The organism is Streptomyces sp. RPA4-2, assembly GCF_012273515.2.
In the GTDB taxonomy this organism is placed as follows: Bacteria; Actinomycetota; Actinomycetes; order Streptomycetales; family Streptomycetaceae; genus Streptomyces; species Streptomyces kaempferi.
On record NZ_CP050975.2, the window covers coordinates 3419157 to 3440899 of the forward strand.

General features: G+C 72.5%; 21 protein-coding genes and 3 pseudogenes. 11 read left to right on the forward strand and 13 right to left on the reverse strand.

The window, feature by feature from the left end; all coding sequences use genetic code 11:
- Positions 1 to 292: 292 nt before the first annotated feature.
- On the reverse strand, positions 293 to 1096 hold the full coding sequence (locus HEP85_RS14820) for a YcnI family protein (protein ID WP_168533634.1): 804 nt from the start codon (positions 1094 to 1096) through the stop codon (positions 293 to 295).
- 39 nt (positions 1097 to 1135) lie between these two features.
- Complete coding sequence (locus HEP85_RS14825) at positions 1136 to 1723, reverse strand: hypothetical protein (protein WP_329287940.1); 588 nt, start codon at positions 1721 to 1723, stop codon at positions 1136 to 1138.
- A 130-nt stretch (positions 1724 to 1853) separates the two neighbouring features.
- Here HEP85_RS14825 and HEP85_RS14830 point away from each other — a divergent pair, with 130 nt between their 5' ends.
- Positions 1854 to 2813 (forward strand): D-2-hydroxyacid dehydrogenase family protein, encoded by a 960-nt coding sequence (locus tag HEP85_RS14830; protein WP_168528183.1) that lies wholly within the window; start codon positions 1854 to 1856, stop codon positions 2811 to 2813.
- Between the two features lie 127 nt (positions 2814 to 2940).
- Here HEP85_RS14830 and HEP85_RS14835 read toward each other — a convergent pair whose 3' ends face one another.
- Positions 2941 to 3546: a DUF2087 domain-containing protein gene (locus tag HEP85_RS14835; RefSeq protein ID WP_168528184.1), complete on the reverse strand. Its 606-nt coding sequence runs from the start codon at positions 3544 to 3546 to the stop codon at positions 2941 to 2943.
- Between the two features lie 206 nt (positions 3547 to 3752).
- On the opposite strand from HEP85_RS14835, the gene HEP85_RS14840 reads away from it, so the two are divergent.
- Positions 3753 to 4049 carry a chaplin gene (locus tag HEP85_RS14840; RefSeq protein WP_168528185.1) on the forward strand — a complete coding sequence of 99 codons (297 nt, stop codon included), beginning with the start codon at positions 3753 to 3755 and terminating at the stop codon, positions 4047 to 4049.
- 101 nt (positions 4050 to 4150) lie between these two features.
- Here the strand turns inward: HEP85_RS14840 and HEP85_RS14845 are convergent, their stop codons facing one another.
- The 9 genes and pseudogenes from HEP85_RS14845 to HEP85_RS14885 form a co-directional block, all read right to left on the reverse strand.
- Positions 4151 to 5017, reverse strand: a complete 867-nt coding sequence (locus HEP85_RS14845) for a tyrosinase family protein (protein ID WP_168528186.1) — start codon at positions 5015 to 5017, stop codon at positions 4151 to 4153.
- A complete protein-coding gene (locus HEP85_RS14850) occupies positions 5001 to 5426 on the reverse strand; it encodes a tyrosinase family oxidase copper chaperone (RefSeq protein WP_168528187.1) in 426 nt (141 codons plus the stop codon). The genes HEP85_RS14845 and HEP85_RS14850 overlap by 17 nt, the downstream gene beginning before the upstream one ends.
- Positions 5427 to 5496: 70 nt before the next feature.
- Complete coding sequence (locus HEP85_RS14855) at positions 5497 to 6015, reverse strand: hypothetical protein (protein WP_168528188.1); 519 nt, start codon at positions 6013 to 6015, stop codon at positions 5497 to 5499.
- A 101-nt stretch (positions 6016 to 6116) separates the two neighbouring features.
- The gene (locus HEP85_RS14860; RefSeq protein WP_168528189.1) at positions 6117 to 6701 is read right to left on the reverse strand and encodes a vitamin K epoxide reductase family protein; all 585 of its coding nucleotides are present in this window, start codon (positions 6699 to 6701) and stop codon (positions 6117 to 6119) included.
- Positions 6701 to 7198: a DUF5949 family protein gene (locus HEP85_RS14865; protein ID WP_168528190.1), complete on the reverse strand. Its 498-nt coding sequence runs from the start codon at positions 7196 to 7198 to the stop codon at positions 6701 to 6703. Before HEP85_RS14865 ends, HEP85_RS14860 begins: the two co-directional genes overlap by 1 nt.
- Positions 7199 to 7417: 219 nt before the next feature.
- A pseudogene (locus HEP85_RS14870) lies at positions 7418 to 7662 on the reverse strand (chaplin).
- Between the two features lie 84 nt (positions 7663 to 7746).
- Complete coding sequence (locus HEP85_RS14875) at positions 7747 to 8049, reverse strand: hypothetical protein (RefSeq protein WP_168528191.1); 303 nt, start codon at positions 8047 to 8049, stop codon at positions 7747 to 7749.
- Between the two features lie 395 nt (positions 8050 to 8444).
- Entirely contained in the window at positions 8445 to 9176 is a 732-nt protein-coding gene (locus HEP85_RS14880; protein WP_356016913.1) for a hypothetical protein, read from the reverse strand.
- A 229-nt stretch (positions 9177 to 9405) separates the two neighbouring features.
- Entirely contained in the window at positions 9406 to 9645 is a 240-nt protein-coding gene (locus HEP85_RS14885) for a chaplin (RefSeq protein WP_168528192.1), read from the reverse strand.
- Positions 9646 to 10021: 376 nt separating this feature from the next.
- On the opposite strand from HEP85_RS14885, the gene HEP85_RS14890 reads away from it, so the two are divergent.
- The 9 genes and pseudogenes from HEP85_RS14890 (at position 10022) to HEP85_RS14930 (ending at position 20267) form a co-directional block, all read left to right on the forward strand.
- Positions 10022 to 10420 (forward strand): hypothetical protein, encoded by a 399-nt coding sequence (locus HEP85_RS14890; RefSeq protein WP_168528193.1) that lies wholly within the window; start codon positions 10022 to 10024, stop codon positions 10418 to 10420.
- Positions 10421 to 10461: 41 nt separating this feature from the next.
- The gene (locus HEP85_RS14895; RefSeq protein ID WP_168528194.1) at positions 10462 to 11655 is read left to right on the forward strand and encodes a glycosyltransferase family 4 protein; all 1194 of its coding nucleotides are present in this window, start codon (positions 10462 to 10464) and stop codon (positions 11653 to 11655) included.
- A pseudogene (locus tag HEP85_RS14900) lies at positions 11652 to 13141 on the forward strand (exopolysaccharide biosynthesis polyprenyl glycosylphosphotransferase). The gene HEP85_RS14895 and the pseudogene HEP85_RS14900 overlap by 4 nt, the downstream one beginning before the upstream one ends.
- Positions 13142 to 13283: 142 nt before the next feature.
- Positions 13284 to 14690, forward strand: a complete 1407-nt coding sequence (locus tag HEP85_RS14905) for an O-antigen ligase (protein WP_248002481.1) — start codon at positions 13284 to 13286, stop codon at positions 14688 to 14690.
- On the forward strand, positions 14687 to 16504 hold the full coding sequence (gene murJ, locus HEP85_RS14910) for a murein biosynthesis integral membrane protein MurJ (protein WP_168528197.1): 1818 nt from the start codon (positions 14687 to 14689) through the stop codon (positions 16502 to 16504). The genes HEP85_RS14905 and murJ overlap by 4 nt, the downstream gene beginning before the upstream one ends.
- Entirely contained in the window at positions 16488 to 17294 is an 807-nt protein-coding gene (locus HEP85_RS14915; protein ID WP_248001933.1) for a polysaccharide deacetylase family protein, read from the forward strand. Before murJ ends, HEP85_RS14915 begins: the two co-directional genes overlap by 17 nt.
- Positions 17294 to 18427 (forward strand): glycosyltransferase, encoded by a 1134-nt coding sequence (locus tag HEP85_RS14920; RefSeq protein WP_329287955.1) that lies wholly within the window; start codon positions 17294 to 17296, stop codon positions 18425 to 18427. The genes HEP85_RS14915 and HEP85_RS14920 overlap by 1 nt, the downstream gene beginning before the upstream one ends.
- A complete protein-coding gene (locus HEP85_RS14925) occupies positions 18424 to 19143 on the forward strand; it encodes a lipopolysaccharide biosynthesis protein (RefSeq protein WP_248001934.1) in 720 nt (239 codons plus the stop codon). The genes HEP85_RS14920 and HEP85_RS14925 overlap by 4 nt, the downstream gene beginning before the upstream one ends.
- Positions 19140 to 20267 (forward strand): GNAT family N-acetyltransferase, encoded by a 1128-nt coding sequence (locus tag HEP85_RS14930; RefSeq protein WP_168528198.1) that lies wholly within the window; start codon positions 19140 to 19142, stop codon positions 20265 to 20267. The genes HEP85_RS14925 and HEP85_RS14930 overlap by 4 nt, the downstream gene beginning before the upstream one ends.
- A 28-nt stretch (positions 20268 to 20295) precedes the next feature.
- Here the strand turns inward: HEP85_RS14930 and HEP85_RS14935 are convergent.
- Positions 20296 to 21704 (reverse strand): annotated as a pseudogene (locus tag HEP85_RS14935) (glycoside hydrolase family 26 protein).
- Positions 21705 to 21743 lie beyond the last annotated feature (39 nt).

The following is a 21743-nucleotide window of genomic DNA, read 5'->3' on the forward strand; positions in this document are numbered from 1 at the left end:
GGCCAGGCTCCACTCATAGCGGGGGCGACCCGTGCCGGAGAGGCGGTCCCGGACGGGCCTCGGCAGTCCAGGCGGAGCCCCGGCGGTCCAGGCCGCCCCCTCCGGTGGTCCCGGTGATCCCGGACTGTCTCGTGCCCCTGAGCGGGCCTCTGTTCCCCAGAGCGAACCTCTGTGATCCTGCGCGCGCCGCTGTGATCCTGCGCGCCGCTGTGATCGTGGGCGGCCTTCGGCGGTCCGTCGCCCCGTCGGCGGCATGGCGGCCGGCGGGGCGAGGACCGTCCACTCGCCGAGGTTACGAACCGGCGTTGCGGCCGCGTACGAGGGCGAACGCCGCAGCGCCCAGGCCGAGGACGCCCACCACCAGCCCGGCGATGCCCAGACCTCGCGCCGTGGAGTCACTGCTCGACGCCGAACTCCCGGTCGCGGAGGCCGGAGCGGAGCTCGACGCCGACGACGTGTCAGAGCCCGAGTCCGAGCCCGCCTCCGAACCCGACCCCGAATCCGCGGACGAGCCCGCACCGGAGTCCGCGTCGGAACCGCTGTCCCCCGCCGCCTTGGCGGTGAGGGCGAGCACCGGTGCCGGGTTCTCCGGCTCCTCCCCGCCCTTCTGCGTCTCCTCGATCCAGCGGGCGACATTGCCGTCCGAGTACGTCTGCAGCGTCTTGAACGCCAACTGTCCGACGTCATCCGGAAGTTGTCCGAAAGCGACGTCGAAGTCCTGGTACTGGCCGTGCCGGATCCGGCCGCCGGTCCAGGTGATCTCCGAGACTGCCTCGGTGATGGTGCCGTCGTCGGTCTTGACGGGGGTCTTGAGCTTCGTGGTCGTCACCTTCGCCGTCCAGCCGCTCTGGGGGGTGACGAGCACTCCGAGGACCGGGTGGTCCGTCGGGAGGAAGACCTGCACCTTCGTGGTGCTGGCAGTGTCCTCCTCGTTGGGGACGCGGAAGGTCAGGACACCGTCCGTGGCTCCCTTGGCGTAGCTCTCGGGGTGGACGGTCACATGCGCGGAGGCGGCACCGGCGGCGGTCAGGATCCCGGCCGCGGTGAGGGCGGTGACGAGGCCGGCGCGGCGCACGGTGGTGCGCATCGGGGACATCGGGGACATCGGCGGAACTCCGTACTGGTGGGATTGCGGTCAGGGCGCGTAGGACGGCCGCGGCGGTGGTCCCCGGCGTGAGACCGCGTGCCGCAGCAGTACCTGCCGAAGCGGCCCGGGGGCGGCGGCGTTCGGGCAGACGACGTCCGGCCGGACCGGACCGGCCGGCGGCCTTGTCCGCACCCGCCACCAGGCGGCGAGCCCCGGCACCAGCGCGACGGCCCGGCGCAGCAGGCACCAGAACGCCGCTTCGCCACGCCGCAGCCACCAGGTCGCCAGCGCGGCGGCCGCCACATGGGCGGCCGTGGCGTGCGGGGTCATGGCGTGCGCGTGCGGGTGGCCCATGGACATGCCGTGCATGTTCATCGTCATCCGCGGCCGGGCCGCCTCGAACGCGACGTGCAGTCCGGCCTGGGTGGCCAGCATCGCGCCGCCGATCCCGAGGAGTGAGCGTTCGCGCCCGCTCAGCAGGCAGCCGGCCGCGAACACGGCGAGGAATCCGGCACCGTCCGCCCACAGCGGCGGTGCCTCCCCCGAAGCGAGCCCGTGACCGCCGGCGGCCAGCAGCACGCACAGCACGGCGAACACCGCCGCGCGCAGGCTCCGTACCTCTGGGGACGCACTCATGAAGCCCAGATACTGCCACGGGGAGCGGACGGCCGTCGTGGCTTCCCCCTCAGTCGCCTCCCGCGGGGGCTCCGCGGCGGCCTCGAACGGCTCTCCGTTAGGCTCCGGTCGAGCCTGGGAGGGACCTGACATGCGACTTCGCTGTGCTGTGCTCGACGACTACCAGGGGGTGGCGACCGAGGTCGTCGACTGGTCGCCGGTCGCGGACGACGTCGTGGTGGTCGGGTTCCGCGAACACCTCGCCGACGAGGACGCGCTGGCCGCCGCGCTCGCGGACTTCGACATCGTGGTGACCCTGCGCGAGCGGGTGCCCTTCCCCGCCTCGTTGCTGGCCCGGCTGCCCCGCCTGAAGCTGCTGATCGCCTCCGGGATGCGTAACACGGTGATCGACTACGCGGCCGCCGAGGCGCACGGGGTGACCGTGTGCGGCACTCCGAGTTCCTCGACGCCCCCGGTCGAGCTGACGTGGGCGCTGCTGCTGGGCCTCGCGCGGGGTCTCGTCGAGGAGAACGGCGCGTTGCGGGCGGGCGGCTCCTGGCAGAGCACCGTGGGCGCCGATCTGCACGGACGCCGGCTGGGTCTGCTCGGGCTCGGGAAGATCGGCGGCAGGGTGGCGCGGGTGGGCCTCGCGTTCGGGATGCGGGTCGGCGCGTGGAGCCGGAACCTCACCGAGGAGCGCGCCGCGGAGGTGGGGGTGGAACGGGTGGACTCGAAGGAGGAGTTGCTCGCGAGCAGCGACTTCGTCTCCGTGCACCTCGCACTGGGTGAGCGCACCCGTGGCCTGGTGGGCGCCGCCGAACTGGCCCTCCTCAAACCGACCGCCTATCTCGTCAACACCTCACGCGCGGCGATCGTCGACCAGGACGCGCTGCTCGCGGCCCTGCGCGAGGGGCGGATCGCCGGGGCGGGTGTGGACGTGTTCGATGTCGAGCCCCTCCCCGCCGACCACCCCATGCGCACGGCGCCGCGTCTTCTCGCCACCCCGCATCTGGGCTATGTGTCGCGGGCCAACTACGAGGCGTACTACGGCGGGGCGGTCGAGGACATCCGGGCCTTCCTCGCGGGAAGCCCCGTACGCCTCCTCGGCTGAGGCCGGGTCCTCATCGGACCGGTCCGGGCCGGACCTGGACCTGGACCTGGACCTGGACCGGATCGGACCCGGACCGGATCGGACCCGGACCCTGCCCCTGCCCCTGCCCCGGACCGGAAGCGTCGGTTCAGACCTGTGCGGGCCGCCAGTAGAAGCCGTACTGCCGGGTCAGATGGCGCAGGTCCACGAGGTAGCGCCGCAGGGTCACATGGTCGACCGGCGCGTCCTCGCACCAGGCGCGCAGCTTCTCGTTGACGGTCCGCTCGGGGTACTCGACGCCCGGTTCGAAGGTCTGCTCGGCGATGTGCCGGAGCACGACCAGCTTGCGCTGCCACTGGGCGGGCAGCCGGACCAGGCGTCCGCCGCGTACGAAGGTCCGCAGGACGGCCTCGGTCCGCTCGTCCTCGGTGCCGTAGGTCTCGGCAGGTGTCCGTGTGCCGCGGGCGAGCTGCCTGAAGTGGCCGTAGGCGACGGCCAGTCCCCCGTCGTCGGTGATGACGTCCTGGCTCAGGAGCCGGCGCAGCGCCGTGGTCGCGTCCCTCGGGGAGAGTCCCGCCCGCTCCATGACCTTCGTGGGCGTGTCCGCGCCGAGGGCCACCGCGGCGAAGGCGCGGACCCGGGTCTCCTCGGCGAACAGCCCGACCAACGGGTCGACAGGCGGATCGATCGGCGGATCGATCGGCGGGTTGGCCGGCGGGTTGGCCGATGGAGAGGCCGACAGGTCGGTAGGCATACCTGGGAGGCTAGTTGAGGGCGCGGCGCGGGCCGTAGTGAATTTCCGTCCGCGACACCGGCCTGGGCACGCCCCGGCGGCGAGCGGTCCGCCCGCGACGGGTGATCCCCCAGGCGTATGCCGTGACCGCCCGTGAGCGGGCGCGTTGAAAGGGGAGTGCGGTCGCGTTCGAGCAGCCGCGCTCACCGATCCAAAGGAGAAACGTGATGTCTCGCATCGCGAAGGCAACCGGTGTCGTACTCGGCACGGGCGCCGTGGTCCTCGGCGGGGCCGGTCTCGCCATGGCGGACGCGGGCGCCCAGGGTGCGGCCGTCGGCTCCCCCGGCATCCTTTCGGGCAATGCCATCCAGGTCCCGGTCAACGTGCCGGTCAACCTCTGTGGGGACACCGTCGACGTCGTCGGTCTGCTGAACCCGGCCTTCGGCAGCACCTGCGCCAACGTCGGCGCCCCGGTCACCTCCACCCCGGGCGGCTACGGCTCCGACTCCGGCTACGGCAACTGACCGTCGTACGCACGAGGAAGGCCCCCCGCAGCAGGCGCTGCCGGGGGCCTCGCCATGACACGGGCGACACCGCTTCCCACGCGAGGGGACGGCGGTGGGGGCTACGCGTACCGGTAGATCCGACTGTGGTCCTCCAGTTCGTCCGGCGTGACGTCCCAGGGAGGCATCCGCTCGTGCCGGGCGACGATCCGTCCGTGCTGGTCGTTGCCGGGGCCCGGCGGCCGGGCGGGCAGGTAGCGGGCACCGCGATGGCGTTGCTGCCAGCGGGACCACTGGAGGTCCACGAAGGCGTGGTGCAGCCAGAAGACGGGATCGTTGACCGAGGCGCCGCCGAGCATGACGCCGCCCACCCAGCGGTGGACCCGGTTGTGGTTGTGCCAGGCCACGCTGCCGGACCCGCGCCCCCACCCTTCGAGTTTGTTGCGGAAGCCCTTGGTGGACGTGGAGTTCCAGGGGGCGCTGTCGTAGACGGGGTCGGCGAGGGCCGAGTCCAGTTCACGCTTCGTGGGCAGCTCGAACGGATTCTGCCGACGCCCTAAGTCGCGGGTGAGGTAGGCGCCGTCGGTCACCCCCTCCTTGATCGTCCACTTCCCGTGGGCGTAGGCGAAGGGCCCGGTCATGACCTGGCGGTCGGAGCGCCGCCCGTTACCTCCGAGCAGGTCAGCGGTCCAGGGCACGGAGGACGGCTTCCGCTGCCGCGTCCAGTCCCAGTAGGGCACGCTCACCGCGGAGTCCACGCGGCGCAGCGCCCGCTCCAGCTCCAGCAGGAACCGTCGGTGCCAGGGCAGGAACGAGGGCGCCATGTGGGCCGAGCGCAGGCCCCGGTCGCCGTCCGCCACGTAGTACTCGATGTGCGTCCGCACGAACTCGTCGTACTCGCCCCGGCGTTTGATCTCCAGCATCGCGGCGACGAACCGGCGTCGCTCCGCGCCGGTCAGTTTGCTGACGTTCTTACGCGTGTACGCCATGGTGGCCGCTCCCCTCCGCCTCCACGCCGCGAAGCTGCTCCGAGGGACCCAGTTCGTCGACGGCCGCACGCGCGGCCGCCAGCGCGGTCGGATACGACTGGTAGTGGTCCACCATGCTCAAATAGCTGCCGTCCGCGCGGCGCATCAGGTGCAGCGGCCGTCCGTCCACGGTGACCTGCCACTCACCGCCGCCGACCGCGGCACGGCCGCCCGCTCCGGTCCTGGCACCCAGGATGTGACGGCCGTGGTACACCTCGTCGAACGAGAGGTCGTCGGAGCCGGGCCGGTGCGGGGGCCAGGACGCGGCGACGACGGGGGCCAGCACCGCGGCGGCCGCCGACACCAGCAGACCGTGCATCACACCCCTCCGGGTCACCGGCACTCGGCTCGACACTTTGCTGACGGACATGATTCTCTCCTCGGCGGACTCGGTCGGTTGAAGCGGCGGTGACCCACACGGCCCACGGCTCGTGACGCGGTTACGCTCCCGCGCCCATGCCCAGGTCGGCCTCCGGCGCCGTCTTCAGCGGCGGTGTGAGAACGGCGGCCTGAGGGAGCTTCGGGTCGGGCATGCCGAGGTGTTCGGGGTTCGGCGCGGTGAGCGGGGCGTCCAGGGACAGTCCGGGGGGCAGGGTCGCCAGGTCAGCCGCGGGCGCGTCGAGCCCGAGGTGGTCGAAGCCCTCCCCTAGGAGATGCGGAAGGGGCGTCCGTACGTCGGCCCCCGGCAGCCCGGCGCTGACCGGCAGTTGTGGCACGGTCCCGTCCGGGAGCAGCCGGCCCTCCACGTACCGCGGCCCTTCGGGGCTGCCCGGCATGGGCACCGGCAGTTGCCCGGCGATCTCGGGCACGGGCAGGTTGAGGCCCCGTTCCACACCGTCCAGGGGTACGGGGACAGGAGCCGTCCCGGCGGCGACGGCCGGGGTCGCGGCGGCCGCGCCGATGACTGCCGCGACACCGGTCACGACGGCGGCAAGAGTTCCTCGAGTGCTCGGCTTCATCTCAGGTACGGCCCCTTTCAGGATTCGGGGGATCTGGGTCCGTACCGGGTAACGATCCCGCGGACGACTTCACCTCGGGATTCCCCCGACGGCCTCAATGGTCAGCTGGTCCAGAAATCCCACCACCGGGTCAGGATCAGCATGCCGATGACGCCGACGTGCAGCAGTGGGAAAACCCAGGTGAACTCACCCAGGAACCCTCTCAGCCAATGAGGTGCGGGCAGGAAATCATTTCGTACGTTGAATGACGTCACGTACCAGAACATGATGATCGTGGCGACCCAGGCCAGCGAGCACCACAGGCACAGCGAGTTGATGCGGTACAGCGACTGGAACTGCAGCCAGGTGCAGAAGCCGACGCCGAAGAGGGTGCCGGCGTTGAAGGTCAGCCAGTACCAGCGCGGGAAGGCGGCCCGCGCCAGCAGGCTCACGCCGACGCAGATCACGATGCCGTACGCCACCAGGCCCAGCATCGGGTTGGGGAACCCGAAGGCCGAGGCCTGCTCGCTCTTCATGATGTTGCCGCAGGAGACGACCGGGTTCAGGCTGCACCCCGGCACGAAGTCCGGGTTCTCCAGCAGCTTGAACTTGTCGATCGTGATGACCCACGCGGCGAGCAGACCGGCCGCACCGGTGATCACCAGCAACAGGGCGAGCGCACGGCTGCCCCCCGCGGTCCGGGTCATCAGCCGCGCAGGCTGCGCGCGGGCAGGAGCACGTGCGCCGCGCTGAGCAGGGTTTCCTCGTCACCCGCGAACGCGGTCAGGCTCTCGGGGGCGACGGGCCTGCCCGGCTCCGCCTCGGGCCAGGCCCGGGTGGCGAACAGGAAGTAGGCGTAGCCGCGTTCACCGACCGCCGCCAGCCACTCGGGTGGCACGACGCACTGGGCGTTGAGGTACGGCATGGTGACGACGGCCTGGCCCGCCTCCACGAGAAGGGTCAACGGCAGGCTCGGCTGCCGGGATCCGTCGAGGAGCGTGTCGCCGATGGGCAGACCGTTGTTGCGCAGCAGTTCCTCGATGGCGACCGTGGAGGCACCGGGGCCGCCCTCTCCGTCGCCCAGGGAATAGGCGAGGAGATAGGGCATGTCTCCGTCGGGGGCTTCACCACTGAAGGCCATGACGGCGAGCGTGCCGAGATCGGCGGCCCGGAAAGGGCGCGTTTCGCTTGAGGTTGAGGTCACCGCGGAACCTTATCGACGCACCCGAACGGACCTCACGCTTTCTCACTCGACCGGGCGACAAGCGGGTGGGCGACCACACGAAAGAGGGACGCCCCTCGAACACGCCGGGAGCCGTTCTCCATTCGAAAGGGCCGGATCCGCGGGGCACGGAGCCGGCCCTTCCCCAATGCCGACGGCCTCCGCCCTCGGACGCGCGACGTCGGTCGTACGCGCGGGGTGTCACTGGTTGGCGCAGGTGTTCCTGACCGCCGGGTTCAGCAGGCCGCCGACGTCGGCCGTGGTGCCACAGAGGTTCACCGGAACATTCACGGGGCCTGAATGGCGTTGCCGGAGGCCGCACCGGGGGACTTGGCTGCCGCGCCCTGCGCACCGGCGTCGGCGACGGCGACGGCGCGGCCGATCGCCGCACCCGCGGTCGTTCCGGCGGTGACGAGAAGAACAGCGGTCTTCCTGGCGGTGTTCATCGTCCGTCCTTTCCTTGGGGATGTGCCGCAGCCCACGGATACGCCCGAAGGCCTTCTGGAAAGGACACGCTCCTAAGGAATGGATTAGCTCTGGAGCGGAAGTCCGCCGAGCAGCTGGGCGGGGCCGCCGGTCGAGTTGAGCGTCTTCGTCGCGCCGTTCAGGGAGTTGAGGGCCGAGCCCTTTTTCTCGGTGTCGAGCGCGTCCGACTGGTGCTGCAGGGGCTGCACGTCCTTCAGGCTGAGCGAGCGCTGGCTGGTGATGGTCTCCAGGGCGCCGTTGAGGCTGGTGGGCGTGAGGTCGGAGGACCCGGCGGCAAAGGCGGGCGCGGCGGCACCAGCGATGACCAGGGACCCGGCGACGACAGCGGCGGCCTTCAGGGACTTCATCGTGTTCCTTTCGTCGGCGACTCGCGTCACCGGAGGGAGTTTTTCACTGCGCCCTGACTAACGAGCCCCGCACTGTACGGAAACCCCGTATGCAGAAGATTCCTGCACCCCACCCGAACACCCCACCCCGGGAACGGCGCATCGCATTCTCATACAAGAGGCGCCGATAACCGCCGACGCGGAAAACCGTCGTGCCGACCGGATCGGTCGGCACGACGGCGGGCAGGCGACCGCGTCGCCTCAGGCACCGTTCCCCGCGCCCAGGAGGACAGGAGACCGGTCACCGGCGTTCATGTGGTCGACGTTCATGACTCAGGCGTTCACCGCACGGGCGATCACGTCGCGGGCGTTCACGTCGTGGGCGTTCACCTCACCGGCGATCACCTCACCGGCGATCATGTCGCCGGCAGGCTCGGCAGCGCCGGCAGACCGGGCAGGTTCGGTGCTGGCAGGCCGCCACCGAGCACGACGGCGACGACGAAGTTGACGAGGCCCGTCACCACGGCGGTGGCCGCGGGGACCACCTGGGTGGCATCGCCGGACGTGACCGCCTTCACCAGCGCGTCGACCGCCTTCTGCAGCGCGACGAGCGCGTCGGCCGCGAGGTTCGCCGCGGCTCGCGAACCCTTGGCACGTGGCGCCTTGTCGTCCTGCTGCTCGGCCCTCCGCCCCTCGACGTCACCCCGCTCCTCGGCACTGCCCTGCTCATCGGCGCTCTTCAGCGAGGGCACGGCGGGCAGAGCCGGCGTCGCAGGGAGGGCCGGCGTGCTGGGCAGCGCCGGCACGCTGGGCGTGGCGGGCACGGCCGGCAGCGTCGCGGTGGCCTTGGCGATCGCGTCCTTCACGGCCTGGCCGAGCTTCGTCGCGTCGGCGGCGGGGAGCTGTCCGCCGTCCGCCTTGAGGGCGGCGTTGAGCAGGTCGGTGACCGGGGCGAGGACGCCGCTGACGTTCGCGAGCGACTGAACCTGCGTCAGAACCGCGTCCGCGCCGGGGACGGGTGCCGCCGCATGGGTGCGGCCACGTGCCGAGTCGCTGCCGGCCGCTGCCGCGGCCGGCCCGGCTATCCCGAGCAGAAGCGTGGCACAGAGTGCGGAGGACGCGATGCGCCGTGCGGGCAGAGCACGCATGGATATTCCCTTCGGTGGTGCTTTCGAATCGTGTGCCCACCGTCCAAGCCGTCATTGCTGTGCGCAACCGTACGAGCGCTCTCCGTAGTCACCCTTCGCCCCTACCACCCCCATCGCCGCTGGTGGGGAGCCACACCGGGGCCACACGCCCCCTTCCCCCGTTCGAGGCAACGCGAACCGGCCGCCCTCCCGTTGGGGAGGACGGCCGGCAGAAGGGTCCGCGGTGACGTCAGCCGTTGGCGCAGGCGTCGCCGAACGCGGGGTTCAGCAGGCCGATCACGTCGACGGTGTTCCCGCAGACCTCGACCGGGACGTGGACCGGAACCTCAAGAACGTTGCCCGACAGGACACCGGGGGAGTTGGCGGCCGCGCCGTTTGCGCCACTGTCGGCGGCGGCGATGCCGGCGGCGCCCGCCATGGCGGCGGCGGCAACGGAGGTCAGGGCCAGGCCCTTCGCGATACGCGACATGGAGAAGTGCTCCTTGAAATCGTCACAACAGCCGGGCGGAATGCCCAGCGCTGGAATCAACGCGCGGCGCACGCACGGGTTGCGCCTCCAAAGGAGTGATCTCGCGAACCCCCGGTCGACCGCTCTGGGCCCCCGAGCAGTCACACCCGCCCCTGACCTCGATGAATACCTCCCTATTACGACACACTTGTCAGGTTTCGACAAATAAATACCTATAGCAGCTAGAGTCGGTCACCTCCCGAGGCTGCTTGGAACCAGATGCCGGAAGGCGTCGAAAGTCGAAAACCGACGGGGGAGTCAGCGCGCACCCAAGTGATCTGCGGATCTCCGTTCCTCCGCCGGTCCAGAACCTTTTCCCGAAAGGGCAACGCCGGTCATGCGTCATTCCCCGGGCCCTCTGCCGCGCCGTGCGATGGTGGGCCGCTCCGCCCTCGTCGCCCTCCGGACAGCGGGCGGCGGCCCCGCGAACGTCGACGGCGACCGCGGCAGCACCGGAGACCCGCTGGGTCCGTGGGCCGACGACGGCGAGCCGACCGCGCCGAGCGCCGCCGCCGACCCCCCGGACGACGTACTCGGCTCGTCGATCACCGAGCGGGGGAACGCACCGGCCGAACGCGCGCCCAGGTGCTCGAACACACCCGGATACGACGCCGATGTCCTCGCCCTGGACACGGAATTCCGTTTCGGGGGTGACCAGTTGACCGTCCGACTCGTTTCGCAGCGGGACGCGGCCTGGGTCGGAGCGCTGTTCGCCGCCGTCGACGCGCAGCGGTGACGCGTGCGTCAGAGCGCCGCCCGTCACTAAGGAACCCGCGCATGTCATTGCCATCGAGCGACCCTCCGCCGCGGGTCCTGCACCTCAGCCAGCCGGTCGACGGCGGAGTGGCCCGTGTGCTCACCGACCTGGTGAAGGCGCAGCTCGCCGCCGGACTCCACGTCACCGCGGCCTGCCCGCAGGACAGCGGCCTCGCGCACACGCTCCGGGCGCTCGGTTGCGACGTGGCGCACTGGCAGGCGACGCGCGCGCCGGGTCCCCGGCTGGTCCGGGAGGTACGACGGCTCGCTCATGTGGTCGCCGAGGCGCGGCCCGACGTGGTGCACGCGCACAGCGCCAAGGCCGGACTCGCCGCCCGGCTCGTCCTGCGTGGTCGGGTGCCGACCGTGTTCCAGCCGCACGCCTGGTCCTTCGAGGCGGTCGACGGCCTCGCGGCGGGCCTCGCGCTGAAGTGGGAGCGGTGGGGAGCGCGATGGGCGTCCCGGGTGGTGTGTGTGAGTGAGGCGGAGCGCGTCACCGGAGTGCGCGCCGGGGTCAGGGCGACGTGGAGTGTGATCCCCAACGGGGTCGACACCGAGCGCTTCCACCCCGCCGACGCGAGGACCGTGCGGACCGGGATCCCACTGCTCGACCGGCTCGATCCGGCGGCTCCCCTGGTCGTCTGCGTCGGACGGCTGTGCCGGCAGAAGGGCCAGGACGTCCTGCTGGAGGCCTGGGACACCGTACGGCGGCGGATGCCCGGAGCCCGGCTCGTGCTCGTCGGGGACGGTCCGGAGGCCGCGCGCCTGCGGGCCGGGGCGTCCGGCGACGTGCTGTTCGCCGGGGCCGCGGACGATGCCGTGCCCTGGTACCAGGCCGCCGATCTGGTCGTGCTGCCGTCCCGTTGGGAGGGCATGGCGCTGGCGCCGCTGGAGGCCATGGCCTGCGGGCGTCCGGTCGTGCTGACGGACGTGGACGGCGCCCGCGAGAGCCTCCCGCCGGGCCTCGACACCCGCTGTCTGGTGCCCTCCCAGGCGCCGGGCCCGCTGGCCCGCGCGATCTGCGACCTGCTGGCCGATCCGCCGCTGCGCGAGTCGCTGGGCCGGCAGGGGCGACGCCACGTACTGACCACGCACGACGTGCGGCGCGTGGCCGACGCGGTCGCGGGGGTCTACCGCGAGTTGCTCACCGCGGGGCCCGGCGGGCGCGCCGTGTGCGGGAAACACTCCGAGTGCAGGGAGCCCATCCACACGTGACTGCGGAAAGCACCGTTCCCTCCCCCGGCGGACAGCCCCGGGAGTACGGATTCTCGCCCGTCTCGGTCATCCCTTCGCGCGGGGCCGCCGACGGCTTCAGGTTCCCCGCCGGGCGACGGCTGTCCGCCCCGCGCGCCCCGTGGCTGCCCCTGCTCGTCGCGGACGGCGGTGCGGCGGTGCTGACGGGACTGTCCCTCGCCCAGGTCCAGCGGCACCCACCGCTCCTCGTCGCGCTGCTGCTCGGCGTGCTCGCGCTGAACACTCACGGGACGCTGTACCGTCCCGGGCGGATTCCCACGGTGCTCGACGACCTGCCCGCCGTGTGCGCGCGCGTCGTGGTGACGTGGTGCACGCTCGCGGCCCTGCTGGCGGCGCTCTCCCCGGCCGCGGCGCTGCCCGCCCGGACCCTGGCCGTGGGCTGCGCACTGCAGTCGGCGGTGAGCTGCGCGGCCCGCGGCGTCCTGCACCGGCGACGCCGCCGGGCCCTGGTCCTGCGCCCCGACGCCACCCTCGTGATCGGCCCCGCGGGAACCGCCCAGCGGGTGGCCGCGGCCTTCCTGCGTCACCCGCGGTGCGGCCTGCGTCCGGTGGGCGTCGTCGCCGCTCAGACGGCCGGCGCCGAGGGGCTGCCGGTCCTCACCACCGGTGAGGAGGTGCAGCGGGCCCTCGTCCAGAACAGCGTGCGTGCGGTGCTCGCGGTGGAACCGCGCAGCGAACACGGTCCGTTGCTGCGGGCGTTGAGCGAGGCGGGCTGTGTGCTGTGGCACGTCGACGCGGACTCGCCGTCGCAGGACACCTCGTACGGAGTGCCGCGGGGCAGAGCCTACGGAGGCGCGAACGGGAGGGCGGGCGGGAGCGGGCGGCTCGCCGGGTTCTCCTGCTTAAGCGGATCAACGTCTCCAGGCCGCGCGGGAACCTCGGCAAACGGCTTCTCGACGTCGCCGTCTCCGGGGCGCTGCTGCTCGTGATCAGCCCACTGCTGCTGGTGTGCGCGGTCGCGCTGCGGCTGAGCGACGGACCCGGCGTGGTCTTCCGCCAGGAACGCATCGGCAAGGACGGGCGGCCCTTCACCCTGCTGAAGTTCCGTACCCACCGCCCGGTCGACGCGCACGAGGCCGCGACCCGCTGGAGTGTCGCGGGCGAGCGGGAGATGAGCCGTTTCTGCCACTTCATGCGGCGCACCTCGCTCGACGAACTGCTACAGCTGTGGAACGTCCTGCGGGGCGACATGAGCCTGGTCGGCCCCCGCCCCGAACGGCCCTACTTCGTGGCCAAGTTCAGCCAGACCTATCCGGGTTACGCGGCTCGCCACCGCATGCAGACCGGCATCACCGGCCTCGCCCAGATCCACGGGCTGCGCGGCGACACCTCGATCGAGGACCGCTGCCGGTTCGACAACGCGTACATCGACGACTGGTCGCTGTGGCAGGACGTCTGCATCCTGCTGCGCACGGCAGCCTCGCTGGTCCGCCCGACGGGGAGCTGAGCCGATGAGTCGAGCCCTGCCCCACTCGCCGTAAGCCGTCCCCCACCCGCCGCCGACCCCCTGCTCGCCACCGGCCACCGCCCGCTCGCCACTGGGCACCCTGCTGTCCGGGGCCCGCCACGCGCTGCCGGTGCTGCCCGTCATGGCGGTGATCGCGCTGCTCGGGCTGCCGATCGCGCCGAGCGGAGAGGGCGGCGCGAGCATCGCGGACGCCATGTCCGGTCTGGTCGTGCTCTGCTGCGCGGTACGGCTCGTACGGGAGCGTCGGCGCCCCCTGTCACCGGGCGCGGTGGTGATCCTCGCGCTGCCCGTGGTCGGCATCGCGGTCGCGGCGGCCGGGGCGGCGAGCCCCGGGGCCGGGGTCACCGGTCTCACCCGCTATCTGCAGATCTTCGTCCTGGTGCCCGCGGCCGTGCTGCTGCTGGTCCGGGACCGCCGCGACTTCCGGCTGCTCGCCTGGTCGTTCGTCGCCCTGGCCCTCTGGCAAGGGGCGGTCGGGGTGCACCAGTACGTCACCGGGACCGGTGCCTCCTACCAGGGCGAGGACGTCCGGGCCGTCGGCACCTTCGGGCCGACGGACGTGATGGGCATGGCGACGGTGGTCGCTTTCGGGCTGGTGTGCGCGCTCGCGCTCGCGCTCGGTTCGGGCCCGGTACGGCAGCGGACCTCCGCCGTGGTGTGCGCGCTGGCGCTGCTGCCGCCGCTCGCGCTGTCGTTCAGCCGGGGCGCGTGGATCGCCACGGCTCTGGCGTGCGGTGCCCAGCTGACGTTGGCGGGGCTGCGGCGCGCGGTGAAGGTCGGCGCCGTCGTCGCGGCCGTGTCCGTGATCCTGGTGGGCGGACTCGGCGTCGGTACGGCGATGCTGCAGGAGCGCGTCGACAGCATCACGCAGGTCACCGATGCCCCGGACCAGTCGGTGGTGGACCGGTACACCATGTGGGCGGCGGCCGTCGACATGTGGCGGGACCACCCGCTCACCGGCGTCGGGCTGAAGGGTTTCCCCGACCACCGCGACGGCCATGCCTCGCTCGCCCTCTCCTCGGGCAGCGACATCGGGGGCGCCGGAACGGCGTACAGCAAGCAGCCGCTGCTCTCCCCGCACAACATGTATCTGCTCGTGCTGAGCGAGCAGGGCCTGATCGGGCTGCTCACCCTCGCCGGCAGCTGGCTGGCGCTCCTGATGTGCGCGCTGCGCGGCCTGGTCCGGGTGCGCCGGACGTCGTCGGGCACCGTGGCGGGGCGCGGCCGCCCGGCCCCGTCGGGGCTCGACTGCGCGCTGGTCGCGTGCGGGCTGCTCGGCTGGCAGTTGGTGGACTTCGTGTACGCGGACATCGGCGGGCCCTCGACCGTGCTGACGGGTGTCTGCTTCGGCCTGGTGGCCTGGTGGGCACTGGTGGACCCGGCGTCCCCGGTGTCCCTGGCCTCCGAAGCCGCGGGGTACCCGGCGCTCCCGGCACCCCCGGCACCGCTGGCCTCCCGAGCCGCGGCGTCGCCCGTGTCCACGCCCTCGCCGGCGGCCCCCTCTCCGGAGGAGGCCTCGACGCGATGACGGTGCAGCCTCCCCGGACGGCGGCCGACGGCGGCGGCGCCGGAACCGACGGCACGTTCGCCCTGCCGGGCGCCCGCGACGACGCCCCCACCTACGACCCACCCGGATCACTCGCCCCTCCCTCCCCTCTCCCACCCTCCTTCCCGCCCGCCCCGCCCGTCTCCGCCACCCCCTCCGCCCCCTCCTGTCCCTCCACTTCCTTCACCCCCTCCGCTCCGTCCGCCCCCACGGCTTCCTCCACCCCCACCACCCCACCGGAGAGCCCCTCCAACCGGTTCCTCGCCAAGGCCGCCCTCGTCACGATCACGCTGTCGATCGCCGGAGCCCTGCTGGGCCTCGGCCGCGACCAGGCCCTCGCGCACCTGTTCGGAGCGGACTCCGCGACGGACGCCTTCCTGGTCGCCTGGACCCTGCCGGAGTTCGCGGCGACACTGCTGATCGAGGACGGCCTGGCCTTCGTGCTCGTACCGGCGTTCAGCATGGCGGTGGCGCGGCGTGCCCAGGGCGCCGTCGGCGACCCGGTCCGCGCGCTGGTCGCCGCGACCCTGCCCCGTCTGACGCTCGCCGTCACGGCCGTCGCCGCGCTGCTGATCGCCGGGGCGCCCTACCTCGTCGAGGCTCTCGCGCCGGGCCTGCCGGACCCGCGGCTCGCCGTGGACTGCACCCGGTTGACGGCCACCTGCGTGTTCACCTTCGGTCTCGCCGGATACTGCAGCGCCGCACTGCGGGCGCACCGCCGGTTCGTCGCGCCCGCGGTCATCTACGTCGCGTACAACACCGGCATCATCACGGCCATGTTCGTACTCGGCGGCCGCTGGGGGGTGCGCTCGGCGGCCCTCGGGGTCGCGGTGGGCGGCGCCCTGATGGTGGTCGCGCAGGCGCCCTCGCTCTGGCGGCAGCTCAGGCGGCACGAGGTGACCGTGGACGGGGCGGCCGTCGCGCAGGCGCGTCCGATGGACCTGACGCTGATCAGCACGGTCCTGCTCTTCGCCCTGTGCCGGCAGTCCCAGGTCCTGGTCGAACGGTTCCTGGCCTCGTCCCTGCCCGCCGGTGCCATCTCGCACCTGAACTACGCGCAGAAGGTCGCGCAGATGCCGATGGTGCTCTCGCTGATGCTGTGCACCGTCACCTTCCCGGTGGTGGCGCAGGCGATGGCCGAGGGCGACACCGAGCGGGCCCGCGTCCGGGTCGAGCGCGACCTGGCGCTGGTCTCCTGCACCGTGCTCCTCGGCACCGCCGCGGTCGTCGCGTGCGCACCCCAGATCATCCAACTGCTGTTCCAGCGAGGCGCGTTCACCGCGCAGGACACCGCGGCCACCGCCGCCGTGATGCGGGTCTACGCGGTCGGACTGCTCGGCCACACGCTGGTGGGCGCGCTCGTGCGCTCGTACTTCTCGTCCGGGCGGCCCACCTGGTACCCGCTGTTCGCGATGACCGCCGGGATCGTCGCGACCTCGTGGATCGGGGCGCTGGCCGTCGGCAGCTGGGGGGTGTGCGGGATCGCCGCGGCGAACGCGGGCGGCATCACCCTCAGCGCCCTGCTCCTGCTGTGCGGCATGGGCCCGCGCAGCGTGCCGATCCGCACCCGTCGGGTGGTCGCCGAACTGGGCAAACCGATGCGCGCGGCGCTCGTCGCGGGCGCGGTGGGGGCGTTCTGCGCGAGCCGCGCGCACTCTCCCCTGGTGGGTCTCCTCCTCGGCGGCACCGTCGTGACCGTCGTCTTCGCCGTGCTGGCCTGGGCCCTGGGGGTCCAAGCCCTCACACCCGTCCTCCGTTCCCTCAAACGAAGGCTGCCGCATGTCCGTTTCCGCTGACCGCTTCAGACGTGTCGACGCACGCGCCGCCACCGACCTCCGTCGCCGCACCTGCTTCCACACCGCCGTGCGGGCCGCCGACACGGTCCCCTGGGTCGCGATGTACCACTCCGTGGGCGACTGCTCCGACGACCCGTACCGCATCACGGTCTCGCCGGACCGTCTCGACCACCAGCTGGGGTGGCTGCGGCGCCGCGGGCTGCGTGGTGTGAGCATGGCCGAACTGCTCGCCGCACGCGCCCGGGGAAAGGGCCGCGGCCTGGTCGGTCTCACCTTCGACGACGGATACGCCGACTTCGTCGAGACCGCCCTGCCCCTCCTCCACCAGCACGACTGCGGTGCCACCCTCTTCGTCCTGCCGGGTCGGCTGGACGGCGACAACGCCTGGGACCCGCTCGGCCCCCGCAAGCCGCTGCTAGGTGCCCGCGGCATCCGGCTGGCCGCCGCCGAGGGCATCGAGATCGGCTCGCACGGCCTCACCCACATCGACCTGACACAGGTCGACGACGCCCTGCTGCACTCCGAGGTCGCCGGGAGCAGAGCGGTGCTCTCGGACCTGACGGGTGCTCTCGTCGACGGCTTCTGCTATCCCTACGGAACCATCGACGCGCGGGTCGTGGACGCCGTGCGCGACGCCGGCTACCGCTACGGCTGCGGAATCGACCCCGGCCCGCTGACCGGCCCGCACGCCCTGCCGCGCGTCCACATCGGGCAGAACGACACCGCCGTACGCCTGCTGCTGAAACTCAAGCTGCACCGGCTGCGGCGGCGCCCGGTCGAGGGGGCCTGATGAAGGCCCTGCACATCATCACCGGCCTGGGTGTCGGGGGGGCGGAGCAGCAACTGCGGCTGCTCCTGCGGCATCTGCCCGTCGACTGCGACGTCGTCACGCTCACCAACCCCGGCGCGGTCGCCGACGGACTCGCCGACGACGGCGTACGCGTCGTCGACCTCGCCATGAACGGCAACCGGGACCTCGCCGCGCTCCCCCGGCTGACGAAGCTGATCCACGGGGGCCGCTACGACCTCGTGCACACCCACCTCTACCGGGCGTGCGTGTACGGCCGGATCGCCGCGCGGCTGGCCGGGGTGAAGGCCGTCGTGGCCACCGAACACTCCCTGGGCGACTCGCAGATGGAGGGGCGCAGACTGAGCGCGGGCGTCCGCGCGCTGTATCTCGCCAGCGAGCGGCTCGGCCGGTCCACCGTCGCCGTCTCACCGACCGTGGCCGACCGGCTGCGCCGCTGGGGGGTGCCCGGACCGCGCATCGAGGTCGTCCCGAACGGCATCGACGTGGACCGTTTCCGCTTCGATCCGGTCCTGCGCGAACGCACCCGTCGCCGGCTCGGACTGCCGGCGGACGCCTACGTCGTGGGCGGTGTCGGCCGGCTCGCGCCGGGCAAGCGGTTCGACGTCCTGATCCGCGCGCTGGCCCAACTGCCCCCGGACCACTGGCTGCTGCTGGTCGGCGGCGGCACCGAGGAGAGCGTGCTGCGCCGGACCGCACAGCGGGCCGGCGTCGCGGACCGGGTGCTGTTCACCGGCGAGCGCCCCACCGGTGGCCTCCCGGGCGCCGATCTGCCGTCGCTGACCGCGGCCATGGACGTCCTCGCCTCGCCCAGCGCCGAAGAGGCCTTCGGGCTCGCGGTCGTGGAGGCGATGGCGGCCGGGCTGCCGGTCCTGTACGTCTCCTGCCCCGCGGTCGAGGACCTGCCGGCGGGCGCCGCGCCCGGCGCCCGCCGGGTCCAGGGCGGCGCCGACTCGTTCGTACGAGCCCTCCGGGCGGTGCGCGGAGCGGGTCCCGGGCCCCGCTCGGTACCGGACGCCGCCCACCACTACAGCATCACCCGCAGCGCCGCGCAGCTCATGGACGTGTACGCGGCCGCCGTCTCCTGCACCCCTCTGGGAGTGAGTTCCTCATGACCGAAATCCCCACCAGGCAGCACCGCCCGGCCGAACCGGACGGCCCGGGAGACACGCCCGGCCCGGCCGAACCGGTGGTCCCACCCGGACCGGTGAGCACGCCCGTCGCCCGTCGGAGGGGCCTGCCGCGGTGGACCCTGCTCGTCGCCGGTGCCCTGCTCGGCGGCGCGCTGGGTGGCGCGTACGGCGTCGAGAAGCCCCCGACGTACACGGCGACGAGTTACGTCATCGCCGTCCCGACGGAGAAGTCGGACCCGGCGCCGGCGCTCGGTTTCGCGCAGGCGTACGGCCGGGTCGCCACGCAGCTCGCCGTGCTCGAGGACGCGCAGGTGCGGGCCGGGGTGCCGGTGAGGACCCTGCAGCGCAGCGTGCAGACCGCGACCTCGCCCGACGCTCCGATGGTCGCCGTGTCGGCCACGTCCTCGCGTCCGGGTCTCGCGGCCGGTATGGCGAACGCCGTCTCGCGCTCGCTGACCGAGCACGCCAACGCCACCCGTGCCAGTACCCACGTCGAACTCCTGCAGTTCTCCCCCGCGATGAAGCCGACCGCCCCCTCCTCGCCGTCGCCGAAGGTGACCGGTCTGGTCGGCGCGAGCGCCGGGGGGCTGCTGGGCGGCCTGGTCCTGCTGGTGCGTCCGCGGCGGGGCACGGACTCGGCCCGATCGGCCTCCGTACCGAACCCGGCGACCGCCGCCGACGCGCGCGGACAGCTGTGAACGGCGCCCTGCGGGCCGGGCTCGCCGGCACCCTGCGGGCCGAGATCATCACCGAGGAGCGGGAGTTCGCCGCCCTGGCACCCGCCTGGGGGCGCCTGTACGGCCGGTGCTCCGCCGCCACCCCGTTCCAGAACCACGCCTGGCTGTACTCCTGGTGGCTGTCGTACGGCACCCCCGGCCGCCTGCGTCTGGTCCTGGTCCGTGAGGGCGACGAGCTCCGCGCGGTCGCGCCGCTGATGCGCGTACGCCGTCCGCTGCCGGCGCTGGTCCCCCTCGGCGGGTCCATCTCCGACTACGGCGACGTCCTCATCGACGACGAGTACGCCGACCGCGCGGCGGCGACGCTCGCCGAGGGGCTGTCCCTGGCCGCCCGCAGCGCGGTGATCGACTTCCGCGAGGTACGGCCTGGCGGCGCGGTGGAGCGGGTCTACGAGCGCTGGGACGGACCGCGGCGGCGGGTACGCGACTCGCTCTGTCTGGAACTGCCCGCCCTCTCGATGGACGAACTGGTGCGCCGGCTGCCCTCCTCGAAGGCCCAGCGCGTGCGGGCCAAGCTGCGCAAGCTCTCCGCGCTGGGCATCGAGCGCCGGATCGTGCCGGCCGGGGAGGTGGACACGGCACTGCGCCGCCTGCTGGAACTGCACCGACTGCAGTGGCAGGGGCGGAAGGTGACGTCCGAGCACCTCCAGGAGCGGTTCGCCGAACACCTGGTCCGGTCGGTCGGACCGATGGTGAGCTCCGGGGACGCGGTGGTCACCGAGTTCCGGCTCGACGGCACCGTGATGGCGGTGGATCTCACCCTGCTGTCCCCGCGGCTGGCGGGCGGCTACCTCTACGGGGCCCATCCGGATCTGCGCGAGCGGAAGGCCGACGTCGCCGTGATACTGCTGGACGCCTGCGCCCGGCACACCGAGGGGGACCGCCGCGGGGCACTGAGCCTGCTGCGCGGCGACGAGCCCTACAAGTACCACTGGCGTCCGTACCCCGTCGTCAACCAACGGCTGCTGCTGGCCCGGCGGCGTACGGCGCCGCTGCTGTCGGCGGTGGTCTGCGACGTCGTCGCGCGCAGCCGGGGCAAGGAACTGGTGCGGCGCTGGAGGGAGCGTGGTGGCGACGGGCCGTGAACGGCCCGCCGCCACCGCGATGTCCCGGTCACCGGTTGCGCGACCACCAGTCGAAGCGGAGGCAGAGCTTCCCTCCGAGCCAGTGCTCCACCCAGTCACCCAGGTCCACCGGCGAACAGTTGGGAGGGTGTACCGGCGTCGGCACCGGCTTGGGCACGGACGGCACCGGCGTCGGCGTCGGCTCCGATGCCGGGCCGATGTGGCCCGAGAGCACCTCGCGGTACACCTCGGACGCCTTCGGGTTGTCCGCGCACTGCCACACGCCGTGCGGACAGTAGTCGGTCAGCGTGTTGTACAGGGGCTGGTGGTCGTCCATCCACGCGAGCATGCGCTTCATGTACGCCGTGTTGTCGCCGTTACGGAAGAGTCCCCATTCGGGATACGAAATGGGCTTGCCGTGGGCCTTGGCGAAGTCCACGTGTTCCTGAAGGCCGTACGGCTCCTTCACCTCTTCGTCGAACGACAGTCCGCTCGGCTGGTCGTAGGAGTCCATGCCGATGATGTCGACCGTGTCGTCCCCGGGATAGCACTGTGTCCAGGGAACGGCGTCCAGGCCGCGGCTCGGGGTGAAGTCGAACCGGAATTTCTGGCCCGGAACCGACCGCATGACGGTGACGATCCTGTTCCAGTACTTTTTCCACGCCTCCGGGTCCGGCCCACAGCGGTGGGTGTACGTGATGCCGTTCATCTCCCAGCCGAGCACGACGACGGTGTCCGGCACCTTCAGCCGGACCAGCCGCTGGGCGAGCGCGTGGAAGTGCCGGTCGAACGCCCCGTCGGCGCCCTGCCGCAGCAGCGCCCGCACCTCGGGGTCGGAGACGTTCTCCTCGTTGCGCTCCAGCATCGGCACGTTGAGGACGAGCATCCGGTCGGCCCGCTCACGCCGCCAGTCGGCCCAGACGTCCAGAAAGCCGGGTGGTCCCTCGATGTTGCTCCAGCGGTCGCCCGGCAGGTACGTGTGCCCGACGCGCAGCTCGGTGCCGCCCAGCCACTGGCTGAGCTGGGCGATCCGGGCCACGCCCAGCGGGCCGTAGTCGAGGTAGGCCCCGAAGGCCGGGCGCGGTGTGACCGTCGTGGGCTGCACGGGCGTCGCGGGCTTCACGGGCTTCACGGGCGTCGGGGGCGTCGGGGGCGTCGCGGGTTTCGGCGGCGTCACGGGTGCGGTGGGTGGGACGGCGGGTGTCACGGATGCGGTGGGAGGCGGCGGCGCGGCTTAAGCGTCGTGGACGGTGCGGGCGGCACGGGCGGTGCGGGCGGCACGGGCGTCTGCGCCTGCGGTGTCACCGACGTCGGTGACGGTGCCGGAGGATCGGCGACGCGCACCGCCCCGGCGCCCACGGCGTATCCCGGACCCGGCGCCAGGGCGATCGACGCGACGACGCCGGCCGCGACGAATACCAGCCTTCCGTTCCGGGACCATTGCTGTTGTGGGGCCATGCCTGCTCCTCTCTCCGCTCTCTGCTGCTCCGGCTGCTT

Excerpts from the sequence above, each read along its gene's own strand:
- HEP85_RS14825 (WP_329287940.1), bottom strand. The coding sequence starts at position 1,723 with ATGAGTGCGTCCCCAGAGGTACGGAGCCTGCGCGCGGCGGTGTTCGCC.
- HEP85_RS14920 (WP_329287955.1), top strand. The coding sequence starts at position 17,294 with ATGAAGGCCCTGCACATCATCACCGGCCTGGGTGTCGGGGGGGCGGAG.
- HEP85_RS14845 (WP_168528186.1), bottom strand. The coding sequence starts at position 5,017 with ATGGCGTACACGCGTAAGAACGTCAGCAAACTGACCGGCGCGGAGCGA.
- HEP85_RS14895 (WP_168528194.1), top strand. The coding sequence starts at position 10,462 with ATGTCATTGCCATCGAGCGACCCTCCGCCGCGGGTCCTGCACCTCAGC.
- HEP85_RS14915 (WP_248001933.1), top strand. The coding sequence starts at position 16,488 with ATGTCCGTTTCCGCTGACCGCTTCAGACGTGTCGACGCACGCGCCGCC.
- HEP85_RS14830 (WP_168528183.1), top strand. The coding sequence starts at position 1,854 with ATGCGACTTCGCTGTGCTGTGCTCGACGACTACCAGGGGGTGGCGACC.
- HEP85_RS14855 (WP_168528188.1), bottom strand. The coding sequence starts at position 6,015 with ATGAAGCCGAGCACTCGAGGAACTCTTGCCGCCGTCGTGACCGGTGTC.
- murJ (WP_168528197.1), top strand. The coding sequence starts at position 14,687 with ATGACGGTGCAGCCTCCCCGGACGGCGGCCGACGGCGGCGGCGCCGGA.
- HEP85_RS14840 (WP_168528185.1), top strand. The coding sequence starts at position 3,753 with ATGTCTCGCATCGCGAAGGCAACCGGTGTCGTACTCGGCACGGGCGCC.
- HEP85_RS14905 (WP_248002481.1), top strand. The coding sequence starts at position 13,284 with ATGGCGGTGATCGCGCTGCTCGGGCTGCCGATCGCGCCGAGCGGAGAG.
- HEP85_RS14860 (WP_168528189.1), bottom strand. The coding sequence starts at position 6,701 with ATGACCCGGACCGCGGGGGGCAGCCGTGCGCTCGCCCTGTTGCTGGTG.
- HEP85_RS14925 (WP_248001934.1), top strand. The coding sequence starts at position 18,424 with ATGACCGAAATCCCCACCAGGCAGCACCGCCCGGCCGAACCGGACGGC.
- HEP85_RS14885 (WP_168528192.1), bottom strand. The coding sequence starts at position 9,645 with ATGTCGCGTATCGCGAAGGGCCTGGCCCTGACCTCCGTTGCCGCCGCC.
- HEP85_RS14890 (WP_168528193.1), top strand. The coding sequence starts at position 10,022 with ATGCGTCATTCCCCGGGCCCTCTGCCGCGCCGTGCGATGGTGGGCCGC.
- HEP85_RS14880 (WP_356016913.1), bottom strand. The coding sequence starts at position 9,176 with ATGCGTGCTCTGCCCGCACGGCGCATCGCGTCCTCCGCACTCTGTGCC.
- HEP85_RS14850 (WP_168528187.1), bottom strand. The coding sequence starts at position 5,426 with ATGTCCGTCAGCAAAGTGTCGAGCCGAGTGCCGGTGACCCGGAGGGGT.
- HEP85_RS14820 (WP_168533634.1), bottom strand. The coding sequence starts at position 1,096 with ATGTCCCCGATGCGCACCACCGTGCGCCGCGCCGGCCTCGTCACCGCC.
- HEP85_RS14835 (WP_168528184.1), bottom strand. The coding sequence starts at position 3,546 with ATGCCTACCGACCTGTCGGCCTCTCCATCGGCCAACCCGCCGGCCAAC.
- HEP85_RS14875 (WP_168528191.1), bottom strand. The coding sequence starts at position 8,049 with ATGAAGTCCCTGAAGGCCGCCGCTGTCGTCGCCGGGTCCCTGGTCATC.